This is a genomic window from Nonomuraea sp. NPDC050556 (genome assembly GCF_044457355.1).
In the GTDB taxonomy this organism is placed as follows: Bacteria; Actinomycetota; Actinomycetes; order Streptosporangiales; family Streptosporangiaceae; genus Nonomuraea.
Genome location: NZ_JBITGU010000001.1, coordinates 1,755,363 through 1,767,908 on the forward strand (window position 1 = coordinate 1,755,363; position 12,546 = coordinate 1,767,908).

Here is a 12,546-nt window from a genome sequence, read left to right on the forward strand (position 1 = left end):
TTCACGACTCCCTTCTGGTCTTCTCCATCGCACCGCGGACCGCGATCTCGCCGCTGCGGGCGAACGACCCCTTGCGGAAGGTCTTTCGGCCCGTTAGCGCCACGGTGAGCGCGGCCACCCCGAACGCCACCACCCACCCGGTCGCAGGCAGCGGGGTGAGCGCGAGCAGGGTGCCGAGCGGAGGCACCAGCGTGACCAGCGCCTGCAGCGCGGCCGTACCGAGCACGGCCACCGCGACGGCCCTGCCCCTCCACCAGCCGCGCTCGAAGACCCAGCGCCGGGCCCTGACGACGTAGGCCAGGGTCAGCCTGGCGAGGACCAGAGCCAGGACGGCCTGCGTCCTGACCTGCTCCTCGCTCCACCCGAGCCGCCTGGCCACCTCCACGGCGGCGAACACCAGCACCCCGACCACCAGCGCGCGCCCGCAGATCCGCGCCAGGACCGCGCCGGACAGCAGCCCGCGTTCGGCCCTGGTGGCCAGCGGATCTCCCGTGGCCCGGTCCACGCCGAGCGCGATGGCCGGGATGCCGTCCAGGACGAGGTTGATCCAGAGGAGGTGCACGGGCAGCAGCGGGATGACCAGGTCGGGCCAGGCCAGCATGCCGACCAGCACGAGGAAGATCTCGGCGAGGTTGCCCGCGAGCAGGTAGCCGATCATCGAGGCGACGTTGTGGTGCAGGCGGCGGCCCTCACGGATCCCGGTGACGATCGTGCCGAGCTCGCCGTTCGTGACGACCACCGCGGCCGCCTCCCTGGCCACGTCGGTGCCCTCGTCACCGGCCATCGCGACCCCGACGTCGGCGTGCCGCAGCGCCGGCGCGTCGTTGACCCCGTCGCCCGTCATGGCGACGACCTCGCCGCCGTCGCGCAGCGCCCGCACCAGGTCCAGCTTCGTAGCCGGGTCCACCCGGGCGAGCACCCCCGCGGTGCGCAGCTCGCCGTCCTGCCCGCCGCCGGTCACGACCGGGTCTGGCTCGATTCCGACCTCCTCCGCGACCGCGCGGGCCGTGTCGGCGTGGTCGCCGGTCACCATGACCACGCGGATTCCGGCCGCGCGGCAGTCCGCGACGGCCTGGGCCGCCGATGCGCGCACCTCGTCGCGCAGCCCGACCAGCCCGACCGGGGTCAGCCCGCCGGCGTCCAGGTCGCCGCAGTCCTTCTCGGCGAGGGCCAGCACCCGCAGCCCTTTCCCGGCCAGCTCGGGTACGGCTCGCGCCAACTGATCGGCCGCTTCACCGGGCACGCAGCGGGCGAGCACCACTTCTGGAGCGCCCTTGACGGTGAGCCTCGGCCCGTCGGTGACGACCGCCATGGACCGGGTCTCGGCGTCGAACGGCCTGGTGGCCAGCCGTGTCTCGCCCGGCGGCAGCCGTACCCCACGACGGTCGGCGGCCTCGCGCAACGCCAGGTCGACGCCGTCGCCCAGCCCGTCACGCGCGTCGTTGCACCGCAGCGAGGCCAGCCACAGGTCCGTGCCGGGCACCTCGACCTGGTCCAGGACGGTGAGCCTGCCGGTCGTCAAGGTCCCGGTCTTGTCCGAGGCGATGACCGTGACGGCCCCCAGCGCCTGGATGGCCGACAACCTGCGGACGATGACGCCCAGCTTGGCCATGCGCTGCGAGCCGAGGGCCAGCGCGGTGGTCACCGCCGCCGCCATGCTCTCAGGGACGGCGGCGATCGCCAGCGCCACTCCGGCCAGGATCAGGTCGAGCGGCGCGATCCCGCCACGGCTGAACCCGAGGACGACCATCACCGCGCCGGCGCCGATCGCCAGCGCGCCGATGCGCCGGGACACCTGCGCCAGCTCCACTTCCAGCGGCCCCTTGACGCCGCCGTGCAGTGCCGTGGCGATGCGCCCCATCTGCGTCCCGGCGCCGGTCCGCCGGACCAGCGCCACGCCGGAGCCGCGCACCACGAGCGTCCCGGAGAACACCTCGCCGTCGCGGTCGCCCAGAGGTCCCTCGTGCGCCCCGCCCGGCCGCTTGCTCGCCGACGCGGACTCGCCGGTCAGCATCGCCTCGTCGACCCCCAGTGACCCGGCCTCGACGACCTGGGCGTCCGCGGGGACCCGGTCGCCGGCCGCCAGTTCCACCAGGTCGCCCGGCACCACCTCGGCCGCCGGGATGCGCAGGAGCGTGCCGTCGCGGCGCACCTTGGCCATCGGCGCGGTCAGCGACTTCAGCGCGCGTACGGCCTGTTCTGCCCGCACCTCCTGGCTCACCCCGATGACCACGTTCACCAGCAGGATGACCAGGATCGCCGCGCCCTCCGGCACCTCGCCCAGCACCAGGAGGGTCACCACGCCCGCCACCAGCAGCAGGATCGACAGCGGATCGGCCAGGTGCCGCACCACCCGGGCGGGCAGCGACGGCGGGCTGGGCTGAGGCAAGGTGTTCCGGCCGTGTTCGGCCAGCAGGCGTGCGGCTTCGTGCGCGCTCAGTCCGGCGCGTTCGGCGGTGTCCATGCCTCCACCTGATCATCGGCAGTGGTCCGTGGCGCGAGCAGAAAGACCCCTCTCCTCGGGCCCAAGGTCCCGTGGAGAGGGGTCGATCGGTTCACCTGATCACCTCGTGGGTGTCACGCGTCAGCGTGTCGGTCGTGATGAACGCGTGCCTCAACGTCGCGACCAGCCACAATGCGGCCGTGGCGAAGAAGAACACGCCCAGAGCGACCTCACTGGCCGTGATCAGCGCGATCACCGCGCCGGCCAGCGCGGTGACCCCGAGCACCGTCGCGATCGCCACGAAGAACCGCTTGACCGTGGTCATCGGCTTCTCGTACAGATCGCCCCTGCTCATCGCGCACCCACCGACCATGCCGAGCACCAGGATCGTGCCGGCGGCACCGCGGACACTGTCGATGATCGGCCAATCGGTTCCCTGCAGGAACATGACGTAGACGGCGGTCATCGCCGCCATGAACGCTGTTGCCACTCCGTCCTTCCAGGTCAACCTCATCGCCCACACCTCCCTTCCGCTCTCCCTTCCAGGCTCGCAGCCGACCGTCCGCGGCCGGAGGGGCGAAAGTCCCCGATGTCACGGCTTTCGCCCCCACTTCTTCCAGCAGTGGCGGCGGTAGGCGCCCAGCAGTCAGCTGGCCGCACCTTCCAACGCGTCACGCAGGGCGGCTCGGGAGGTGATGCCGAGCTTGGGGAAGATCCGGTACAGATGGGCGCTGACGGTCCTGGATGACAGGAACAGCCGCTCGCCGATCTCCTTGTTGCTCAAGCCCGAGGCGGCCAGGAGTGCGACCTCCAACTGCTGGGCGGTCAGTCCGTGGGCGGCGTTGGGACGCTGTGTCACCGCCACGCCGGTGGCTCGCAACTCCTGTTCTGCCCGCTGCTGCCAGGCGGTGGCGCCGATCCCGGCGAACAGGTCGGCGGCCCGGCGCAGCTCTGGTCTGGCCTCGCCCGGTTGCAGGCGGCGGCGCTGCAGTTCGCCCAGCGCCAGCCGTACGCGAGCGTGGTCGAACGGCCAGCGTTCCGTCCTGGGCAGCGCGAGCGCGGCCTTGAACAGCGGCACCGCCTCCTCGTCCGGTGCGACCAGCGCTTGGGCGGCCATGACGTGCAGGCGCAGCCGGGGAGCCCGGTCGGCCAGGTCGGCCGCGGCGGCGGCGTGCGCCTGGGCCTCGGCCGTCCTGCCGGTCCGCATCGCGGACTCGACCAGCTCGAAGACCGCCCACGGCGCGAACGCCACGTACAGGGGGATGACGCCGGGAGGGCTGATGCTCGTCCAATGCACGTAGGCCGTCTCGTAGTCGCCGTGGGCCATCGCGGCCAGCGCGAGGTTGCGAGCGGCCAGCGTCAGGTGCAGCGCGCTGCCGCGTGGCGCCGCCCATTGCTCGACGGTCCTGCTGTACTCCCGGGCGCTGTCGGCATCGCCTCGGCCGGCTGCGATCCAGCCCAGGCTGCACCGCAGGTCATGCGCCAGGAGTTCCAGGTCGTGGCGGACGCACAGGTCCAGCCCGGCGTTGGCCGAGTTCTCCGCGGCCTCCCACTGTCCGGCCAGGAAGTGGTCGTGGGAGGCCAGCCAGTAGCCGCTGGCCGCGTGCGTGACCGCTCCCTGACCGGACTCGCCGTCGGTCAGGGCGCGGATGTGGGCACGGTAGTCGGGGAGCAGGTCCATCCAGGTCGCCGCCCGGCACAATGCGGCCACCTGGCCGGGCGGGGCGTCGCCGGGCAGCTCGTCCAGCGCCGCCCGCACGCGCTCCGCCGTACCGACGCCCAGGAACACGTCGTGCAACAGGCGCACATGCTCGTCGTCGCACCCGGCGACCACGTCGGTGACCGCCGCCCACTCCTCTGGGTCCTGGGCGTAGGAGGCTGCCATCACCCTGACCAGCGGGCCAGCCCCGGGTGTGCCGCGCAGCAGGCGGCGGGCGGCGTCCAGGTCGCCGTCGCGCAGCATGAGGATCTGCGCCCGCACCGCCAGCGCCCTGGCCGGGTCGCTCAGGTGGCTGCGCACCTCGTCCAGCAGCTCCTGTGCCAGACCCAGCTGGCCGGACTCACCGGCCAGCTCGGCCGCGAGCTCCAGCCGCGCGGCGCGGGCCGACCGGTCCGGGGTGAGCTCGGCCGCCCGCTGCAGCGCCTTGACCGCCAGCCCGCTGCCGCCCCGCAGGCTCACCGCGCGGGCGGCCTTCTCGATCTCGGCGGCCACGTCCTCGTCCGGTTCCACGGTGGCCGCCGCCAGGTGCCACATGCGCAGCTCGGGATCGGCCCTGTGCTGCTCGGCCAGGATGGTGTGCGCCTCGCGGGTCTCCTCCGGAGAGGCCGTCTTGATGATCGCCGATCTGACCAGCGGGTGGCGGAAACGCAGGCCTGACGGAGTGGAGTCGCGGGTGACCAGGCCCGCCCGCTCGGCCTCCAGTAGCTCGTACGGCGTCAGCTCGGCGCGATGCTCCAGCCGGTCGCCGTCGAGGGCTGCCACCAGCAGCGTCGTGCGGATGCGCGGCGGCAGTTCCAGCAACCTCCCCGCGAAGCCGGTCTCCAGCCGGGTGCGCAGGGACGTCCCGGTGGGCAGCAGCTCCACGCCGACGGAGGTGTGCGGCAGCTCGGTAATCGCCAGGGGGTTGCCCGCGGCGTCGGCGAGCACCCGTTCGCGCACTGACGGCGGCAGGCCGGGGTGCAGCAGGTCCAGCAGCTGCCCGGCCGCCTCGTCGTCGAGGGGCCCGACCTCCAGCATGTGAACGCCGGGCGTGACGCGCTCGGTGGCGGTCAGCGGCCGGCGGGCGAAGACGGCCCGCATGTCGTACGGCTGCAGCCGTAACAGGATGAACATCATCACCTCGCGCGTGGGATGGTCCACCCAGTGGGCGTCCTCCACGGCGATCAGTACCGGCCCGTCCTCGGCCACGGCCGCCAGCACCGCCAGGGACGCCACCGAGATCGCCAGCCGGTCGGGCGTCGGACCGTCCCGCAGCCCCAGGACCCGGCGCAGGGTCTCCTGGTGGAAGGGCTCCACCCGGTCCAGGTACTCCATCACCGGCGCGAACAGCTGATGCAGCCCGGCGAAGGCCAGCTGCGCCTCCGATTCGAAGCCGCAGCCTCCCACCACCCTGACGCCCTGTTGCCTGGCGTAGGCGATCGTGGCCTGCAGCAGCACGGATTTGCCCACGCCCGGGTCGCCGTGCAGCACGACATTGGGCAGGACGCCAGGGGCGCGGTCGACCGTCTGCCGCAGTGCGCCCAGCTCTTCGGCCCGTCCGATGATGTCCATGTGATCGTCTCCTCACTGCAGTCATTTGACCGATTGCGGCGCTTCGTGCGGGTGGCACGGTGGGCGGGTGCCACGACTACAGGTGGGAACAGACGTGAGCCTCTTCTACGAGGACGTCGGCGACGGGCCGCCCGTCGTCCTGGTGCACGGCTGGCCTCTGTCGCAGCGGTTCTGGGAGCCGCAGATCGGTCCGCTCGTCCAGGCCGGCCGCCGGGTGGTCTGCTACGACAGGCGCGGCTTCGGACGCTCCAGCCGGCCCTGGCACGGCTATGACCACGACACCTTCACCGCCGATCTGGCGGCCCTGGTCGAGAGCCTGGATCTGACCGGGCTGGCGCTGGTGGGCTACTCCACCGGCTGCGCCGAGGCCGTCAGCTACGCAGCGGCGTCCGAACGGGTGGCCCGCCTGGTGCTGGGCAGCCCGGTGCTGTACCCGGACCCGCTGGCGCACGAGCTCCGTGTCTCCTCGGGGCGGCACCGCATCCCCATGCTCGACGACGTGCTGCTCCGGTTCTTCGCCGTCGACGGGCACAGCGCGCTGGACGAGCCCACGCGCCAGTACCTGCTGAGGCAGGCCGCGGACGCTTCCCCCAAGGCAACCGCCGACTCGCTGGCGGCCTGGGGCACCGCCGACCTCGACCAGGACCTGGCCCAGGTCACCGTGCCCACGCTGATCGTCCAGGGCGAGGATGACGCGTTCGTGCGGCCGGAGGACAGCGGGGCGCGCGTCGCGCGGGCCATCGCGAGCGGTTCGCTCGTCACCGTTCCCGACGCGCCGCACGGGGCCTCGCTCACCCACCACGAGCAGTGGAATGAGCTCATCCTGGAGTTCCTGGCGAGGTGATGGCATGGGGCGACGGTAGGCTCCACGCGCTGACCTGGGCATCAGTCACGTGACGTATCTCCCAGGGCGTCGCGCAACTGGGCGCGGGAGGTGATGCCGAGCTTGGGGAACGCCCGGTACAGGTGGGTGCTGACGGTGCGGTGCGAGAGGTAGAGCTGCTGGCCGATCTCGCGGTTCGACAGCCCGGAGGCGGCCAGCCGTACGATGTGCAGCTCCTGCGCTGTGAGCCGCTCGGCGGCCGGTGGCACGCGCAGGTCGCTGGCCTCGCCGGCGGCCCGTAGCTCCTGACGGGCCTTCTCCCCCCAGGCGAGCAGCCCGAGCACGTCGAAGGTGTCGCGGGCCGACCGGAGCGGAACGCGGGCTTCCTGGATCCGCCGCTGCCGCCGCAGCCACATGCCGTAGGCGAGCAGCAGGCGCGCCCGCGCGGTGGGCCAGGACGACAGGTCGGCGCCCAACGCGTCCTGGTAGAGCGTCTCGGCGTGGGCGTCGTCGGCCAATAACGCGCGGGCGAGCCGGAGTCCGACGTGCAGGAGCGGCGACGGGGTGCGGGCGGCCACCTGCTCCAGCTCCGCCATCGCTCTCATGGCGGCCTCCTGCCGCCCAGCCGCGACCGCCGCCTCGGCCAGCTCGCTGATCACCCACTGCCGCCAGATGGGGTGGTGGGCGACGTCGCCCGGCTCGAACAGCCGCCACAGGTGTGCGAACGCGTCGTCGTACCGCCCGGCGCAGAGCGCGATGACGCCCCTGGCGTGCTGGTGGAGCACGGCCACGGATGAGCTGATGGCGACGGTGCCGAGCACCCGCTCTCCCTCGGCGGCCAGCGCCAGGCCGCGCGCCTCCTCGCCGCGGAGCCCGGCCAGCAACCCCAGCATCCCCAGGGCCGAGGCGTGGCGGCGCGGCTGCGCCGTCTCGCGGGCCAGGCGCAGGGCCTCCTCCCCGGTCAGCATCGCCCCGCTCCAGTCGCCGCAGAAGACCTGGCGCCACACCTGCGTGCTGAGCGCCTGCGCGACGAGGCCCAGCCTGCCCTGGCTCCGCAGGTCGGCGACCGAGCCGTCCATGAAGTCCCCGACCAGGTCGAAGGCGCCCACCGTGCTCGCCGCTACGCCCAGCAGCCGGGCTGTGGCCCCGTCCAGCCGGGCGTGGCGCACCTTGGTCAGGCGGTCGATGACCTCGGCTCCGTGTTCCACCGCCCCCGCCGTGGCCAGGATGATCAGTAGCTCCGGGTCGTCGTCGCCGGACGCGAGCCGTTTGGCCAGGGCGATGACGCGCCGACGCTGTTCCCAGCCGGGATCGTTCCACCAGGAGCGGACGGCCGCGGCCCGGACCAGGTTGAGTGCGAGGTCGCGGTCACCGGCCGCTTCCGCTGTCGTGACCAGCCGCTGGATCTGCGCGGGGCCGTCGTTGCGCCCCTCTCCGAGCACCTCGCCCAGCCAGACGGCGCTGGCGCGCGGCAGCTCGCCGCCGACGGACGGTTCCGCCAGCGCGAGCAGCTCGGCGGCCTCGTCGCCGCGTCCGAGCTCGAAGGCCAGTTCGGCCGCGGCCAGCAGGCGCTGGGCGCCGGCCGACGGCTCCTCGCTGACCTCGGCGGCGCGGCGCAGGGCGGTCACCGCCACCGGGATCGCGCCGCGCTGCCGTGCCCGCGCCGCTGCCCCCTCCAGCTCGGCGGCGACGGACTCGTCGCGGTGGGCGATCGCCGCGGCGCGGTGCCAGACCCTGCGGTCCGGGTCGCGGCCGTGCACCTCAGCCAGCGCGGCGTGGGCGGCCAGGCGATCGGTACGGCCGGCCTTGTGGTAGATGGCGGAGCGCACCAGCGGATGCCGGAAGCGGAGGGCCTGCTCGTGCAGCTCTACCAGCCCCGCGTCCACGGCCGGGGCCAGCGCATCGGCGGTCATCTCGGCGCCCGTGACCATCCTGCCGCCCGCGAGAGCGTCGGCGAGGTCGTGGCCGTCGTTGGCCGCTGCCACCAGCAGGAGGCCCCTGGTGTGCGGGGGGAGTTCGGCCAGCCGTACGGCGAAGGCTCGTTCCAGTCGAGCGGTGAGCGGCAGTAAGCCCACCTCGGCGGTGACGGTCCCGGCGTCAAGTGCGAGCGGCAGCTCGACCAGGGCGAGCGGGTTGCCTGCCGCCTCGCTCAGCACGCGCCAGCGCATGCCGACGCTCAGCCCGGCGGACTGGGCGTCCAGGAGCGCCTCGGCCGCCGCGGGTTCCAGGCCGGCCAGCCTCAGTTCGGGCACGTCACTGCCGTCCAGACTGGTGGGGTACCCATCGCGGAGGCCCATCAGCAGCACGATCGGGTCCAGGTGCACGCGCCTGGCCACGAACCCCAGGACCTCGGTGGTGGGCCGGTCCAGCCACTGCAGGTCGTCCACCACGATCACCAAGGGCCGGCGAGCCGCCGCGTCACTGAGCAGGTTGAGGACGGCCAGTGCCACCAGGAAGGGCTCCGGGTCGGTGACCTCGGCCATACCGAAGGCCCCGAGCAGAGCCTCCCGCTGGCGAGCGGGCAGCTGGTCGGCGGCGCCGAGCATCGGCCGCAACAACTGGTGGAGCCCGGCGAAGGGCAGGTGCGTCTCGCTCTGCACCCCGGACACGCCGGCCACCATCGCCTCGCGCGCCTCGGCCCGCGCGGCGGCCGCCGCCAGCAACGCGGACTTGCCGATACCGGGCACGCCGCGGACGACCAGGGCGTCACCGCGCTCGTGCATGCGGTCGATGAGCCCTTCGAGCTCCGCCACCTCACGTTCACGCCCGATGAGCGCGGCCACCTGACACCTCCCCCGAAGCCTCTTGATCGAATTCTCTCAGAAGTACGTCATGTGACGAATGACTGATTCCTTGACTTCTCCTAGCATCGGCACGGCAGCGCATCAGCCCCTGGAGCCATTCATGATCAAACCCGTGCTGGAGCCGGCTGCCCAGGCCTTCGCCGATGCCACCGCCAACCCGCCCTACCTGCACGGCATGTCGCTCGAAGCGGGCCGCCGGGCACTGGCCGAGGTTCAGCGCCCGGACATCCACGTGCCGGGCATCACCCGGCAGCGGGTCCCCGGGACGAGGCTCACCATCTTCCGCCCAGGAAACGCCGAGGGCCGGCTGCCCGTGGTGCTCTACCTCCACGACGACTGGGTGTTCGGCGGCGAGCTCGCCCACGAGCGGCTGGTCCGCGAGCTCGCCCACGTGTCGGGGGCGGCGACCGTGTTCGTCGACTACAGCCTCTCGCCCGAGGCTCGCTACCCCGTCGCGCTCGGCGAAGCCGAGGCGGCGCTGGTCTGGCTGCGCGCCGACGGCGACGCCTTCGGCCTGGACCCCTCGAAGATCGCGGTGGCGGGTGGCAACCTGGCGGCGGCGCTGGCCCTGGCCGCCCGTGGGCGGCTGGCCGGGCAGCTGCTGCTGTGCCCGGCCACAGACGCGTCGTTCGACACCGGCTCCTACCGGGACTTCGCCGAGGGCTACTTCCTGCGCGCGGACGGCATGCGCTGGGGCTGGGACCAGTACACCGCGGACGAGCGGCAGCGGGCCGAGATCACCGCCTCGCCGTTGCGCGCCACGGCGAGCCAACTGGCCGGGCTGCCGCCGACCCTGGTCATCACCGCCGAGGCCGACGTGCTGCGGGACCAGGGCGAGGCCTACGCCGCCAGCCTGCGCCAGGCGGGCGTGCCCGTGACCGCGGTGCGGTACCAAGGCGTGATCCACGGATTCCTCATGCTCAACGCCCTGCGCGGCACCCAGGCCGCCCAGGCGGCCATCGACCAGGCCGGACATTTTCTGACGCGGGTGCTCAGCCCTGTCAACAGGAGGGATTCATGACCAACAGACCGGTGACCACGGCCGCCGTCATCGGCACCGCGATCGAGTTCTACGACCACGCCCTCTTCGGCCTGGCCGCGGCGATCGTCCTCAACAAACAGTTCTTCCCCGCTGACACCCCTCTGGCCGGCGCCCTCGGCGCCTTCGCCGCGTTCGCGGTCGGATTCCTGGCCCGCCCCATCGGCGGTGTCGTGTTCGGCCACTTCGGTGACCGCGTCGGGCGCAAGCCCACACTGATCGTGACGCTGCTGCTGATGGGGCTGGCGACGGCAGGCATCGGGCTGCTGCCCACCTACGATCAGGCGGGCTTGGCGGCCCCGGCCTTGCTGGTCCTGCTCCGGCTGGCGCAGGGCTTCGGCGCGGGTGCCGAGTACGCGGGCGCCCTGGTCCTGATCGCCGAGACCAGCGACCCGCGCCGGCGAGGCATGTGGGCCTCGCTTCCCGGCGCGGGCGTCCAGATCGGCATCCTGACCGCCACGCTGGTCTTCGCGGGGGCCACGACGTTGCCGTCGTTCGAGAACTGGGGCTGGCGCCTGCCGTTCCTGCTCAGTCTCGTGGGCGTGGGCGTGGGCCTGTTCCTCAGGTCCCGGGTGCGGGAGTCGGAGCTGTTCGAGCGTGAACGCGCGCGGGGCCTGAGCCGCTTCCCGGCGCTGGAGGTCGCCAGGAGGCAGCCGCGGAGCCTGCTGATCGCCTTCATGGCCAACGCCCCCTTCGGCGCGATCGCGTACATCATCAACGTCTTCGTGCTGTCGTACGTGACCAGGACGCTCGGCCTGCCCACCACGGTGGGGCTGATCGCCAACGTGTGCTCCTCCGCGATGGCGATCGCGGTCACACCGCTGTTCGGGCACCTGGCGGACCGCGTCGGCGCCCGTCCGATCTTCCTCGGTACCGCGGTCGTCCTCGCCGTGTTCGCGTTCCCGATGTTCTGGCTCGTCGACACCGGCCGCCCCGAGCTGGTGATTCTCGCGGTCACGCTGGGCTACGGCGTCTGCGTCGCCGGGATGTTCGCCGTGCTGGCCTCGCTGCTCACCGAGCTGTTCGACACCCGCCACCGCTACAGCGGCGTCGCGATCGCCCGCGAGTGGACGGCCGCGCTCACCAGCGGCCCCGCTCCGCTCGTGGCGACCGCTCTGGTGGCGGGCGCCGGCGGGGCGTCCTGGCCCATCGCGCTCCTGCTGGTGGTCTGCGCCGCGATCGCCTTCACCGCCGTCCTGTTCGCGCCGAAGACGCGGCACCTGACCGAAGCCGTAAGCGAACCGCCGGTCCCCGCAGGTGCAGTCATCTGACCGATTGCTGCTGAGCCGCCCGGATCTAGCGTCGAGCCCATCGACACCGATCCGAAAGGTTGCGAAATGCCCTACGTGAGTAGCGCCGACGGCACGCAGATCTTCTACAAGGACTGGGGCAGCGGACAGCCCGTCGTCTTCAGCCACGGCTGGCCGCTCAACGCCGACGCCTGGGACGGTCAGATGCGGCTGGTCGCGGCCCACGGGTTCCGCGCCGTCGCCCATGACCGGCGCGGGCACGGTCGCTCCGGCCAGTCTTGGCACGGCAACGAGATGGACACCTACGCAGACGACCTGGCCACCTTGATCGACACCCTCGGCCTGCGCGACGCGGTCCTCGTCGGGCACTCCACCGGTGGCGGCGAGGTGACCCGATACATCGGCAGGCACGGCACCTCACGGGTGGCCAAGGCGGTGCTGCTCGGCGCGGTCCCGCCGCTGATGCTCAGGACCGACGCCAACCCCGAGGGCCTGCCGATCGAGGTGTTCGACGGCATCAGGTCCGGTGTGGAGTCCGACCGTTCGCAGTTCTACAAGGACCTGGCCGTGCCCTTCTACGGATACAACCGGCCCGGCGCACAGGTTTCGCAGGGCGTGATCGACGCCTTCTGGCTGTGGAGCATGCAGGTCGGCGTCAAGGGAGCGCTCGACTGCGTCAAGGCGTTCTCCGAGACCGATTTCACCGAGGACCTCAAGCGCATCGACATCCCGACCCTGATCGCGCACGGCGACGACGACCAGATCGTGCCCTTCGCCGCCTCGGCTCCCAAGAGCGCCGAACTGGTCAAGGACGCCACGCTCAAGGTCTACCCCGGCGCTCCGCACGGCCTGGCCGGCGCCTTCGAGCGCGAGTTCGACAACGACCTCCTCGCCTTCCTGAACTCCTAAGGAGCAT

General features: G+C 72.5%; 8 protein-coding genes. 4 read left to right on the forward strand and 4 right to left on the reverse strand.

All coding sequences use genetic code 11. The annotated features are described in order from the left end of the window. Position 1: 1 nt before the first annotated feature. The 3 genes from ACIBG8_RS08920 to ACIBG8_RS08930 all read right to left on the reverse strand — a co-directional run bounded on the left by ACIBG8_RS08920 (position 2) and on the right by ACIBG8_RS08930 (position 5,714). A complete protein-coding gene (locus ACIBG8_RS08920) occupies positions 2-2,464 on the reverse strand; it encodes a cation-translocating P-type ATPase (protein WP_397342044.1) in 2,463 nt (820 codons plus the stop codon). A 91-nt stretch (positions 2,465-2,555) separates the two neighbouring features. After that, a complete protein-coding gene (locus ACIBG8_RS08925; RefSeq protein WP_397342045.1) occupies positions 2,556-2,957 on the reverse strand; it encodes a hypothetical protein in 402 nt (133 codons plus the stop codon). A 132-nt stretch (positions 2,958-3,089) separates the two neighbouring features. Beyond that, a complete protein-coding gene (locus tag ACIBG8_RS08930; RefSeq protein ID WP_397342046.1) occupies positions 3,090-5,714 on the reverse strand; it encodes an AAA family ATPase in 2,625 nt (874 codons plus the stop codon). Between the two features lie 94 nt (positions 5,715-5,808). On the opposite strand from ACIBG8_RS08930, the gene ACIBG8_RS08935 reads away from it, so the two are divergent. Then, the gene (locus tag ACIBG8_RS08935; RefSeq protein ID WP_397342048.1) at positions 5,809-6,558 is read left to right on the forward strand and encodes an alpha/beta fold hydrolase; all 750 of its coding nucleotides are present in this window, start codon (positions 5,809-5,811) and stop codon (positions 6,556-6,558) included. A 41-nt stretch (positions 6,559-6,599) separates the two neighbouring features. Here ACIBG8_RS08935 and ACIBG8_RS08940 read toward each other — a convergent pair whose 3' ends face one another. Then, positions 6,600-9,320 (reverse strand): AAA family ATPase, encoded by a 2,721-nt coding sequence (locus ACIBG8_RS08940; RefSeq protein WP_397342049.1) that lies wholly within the window; start codon positions 9,318-9,320, stop codon positions 6,600-6,602. A 121-nt stretch (positions 9,321-9,441) separates the two neighbouring features. Between ACIBG8_RS08940 and ACIBG8_RS08945 the strand changes: the two genes are divergently transcribed. The 3 genes from ACIBG8_RS08945 (at position 9,442) to ACIBG8_RS08955 (ending at position 12,539) form a co-directional block, all read left to right on the forward strand. Further along, positions 9,442-10,362: an alpha/beta hydrolase gene (locus ACIBG8_RS08945; RefSeq protein ID WP_397342050.1), complete on the forward strand. Its 921-nt coding sequence runs from the start codon at positions 9,442-9,444 to the stop codon at positions 10,360-10,362. After that, positions 10,359-11,651 carry an MFS transporter gene (locus ACIBG8_RS08950; RefSeq protein WP_397342051.1) on the forward strand — a complete coding sequence of 431 codons (1,293 nt, stop codon included), beginning with the start codon at positions 10,359-10,361 and terminating at the stop codon, positions 11,649-11,651. The genes ACIBG8_RS08945 and ACIBG8_RS08950 overlap by 4 nt, the downstream gene beginning before the upstream one ends. 66 nt (positions 11,652-11,717) lie before the next feature. Further along, positions 11,718-12,539: an alpha/beta fold hydrolase gene (locus ACIBG8_RS08955; RefSeq protein ID WP_397342052.1), complete on the forward strand. Its 822-nt coding sequence runs from the start codon at positions 11,718-11,720 to the stop codon at positions 12,537-12,539. Positions 12,540-12,546 lie beyond the last annotated feature (7 nt).

What these genes read in the sequence shown, in the direction of transcription:
- ACIBG8_RS08920 (WP_397342044.1), bottom strand. Translation starts at nt 2,464, where the DNA reads ATGGACACCGCCGAACGCGCCGGACTGAGCGCGCACGAAGCCGCACGC.
- ACIBG8_RS08925 (WP_397342045.1), bottom strand. Translation starts at nt 2,957, where the DNA reads ATGAGGTTGACCTGGAAGGACGGAGTGGCAACAGCGTTCATGGCGGCG.
- ACIBG8_RS08930 (WP_397342046.1), bottom strand. Translation starts at nt 5,714, where the DNA reads ATGGACATCATCGGACGGGCCGAAGAGCTGGGCGCACTGCGGCAGACG.
- ACIBG8_RS08945 (WP_397342050.1), top strand. Translation starts at nt 9,442, where the DNA reads ATGATCAAACCCGTGCTGGAGCCGGCTGCCCAGGCCTTCGCCGATGCC.
- ACIBG8_RS08950 (WP_397342051.1), top strand. Translation starts at nt 10,359, where the DNA reads ATGACCAACAGACCGGTGACCACGGCCGCCGTCATCGGCACCGCGATC.
- ACIBG8_RS08955 (WP_397342052.1), top strand. Translation starts at nt 11,718, where the DNA reads ATGCCCTACGTGAGTAGCGCCGACGGCACGCAGATCTTCTACAAGGAC.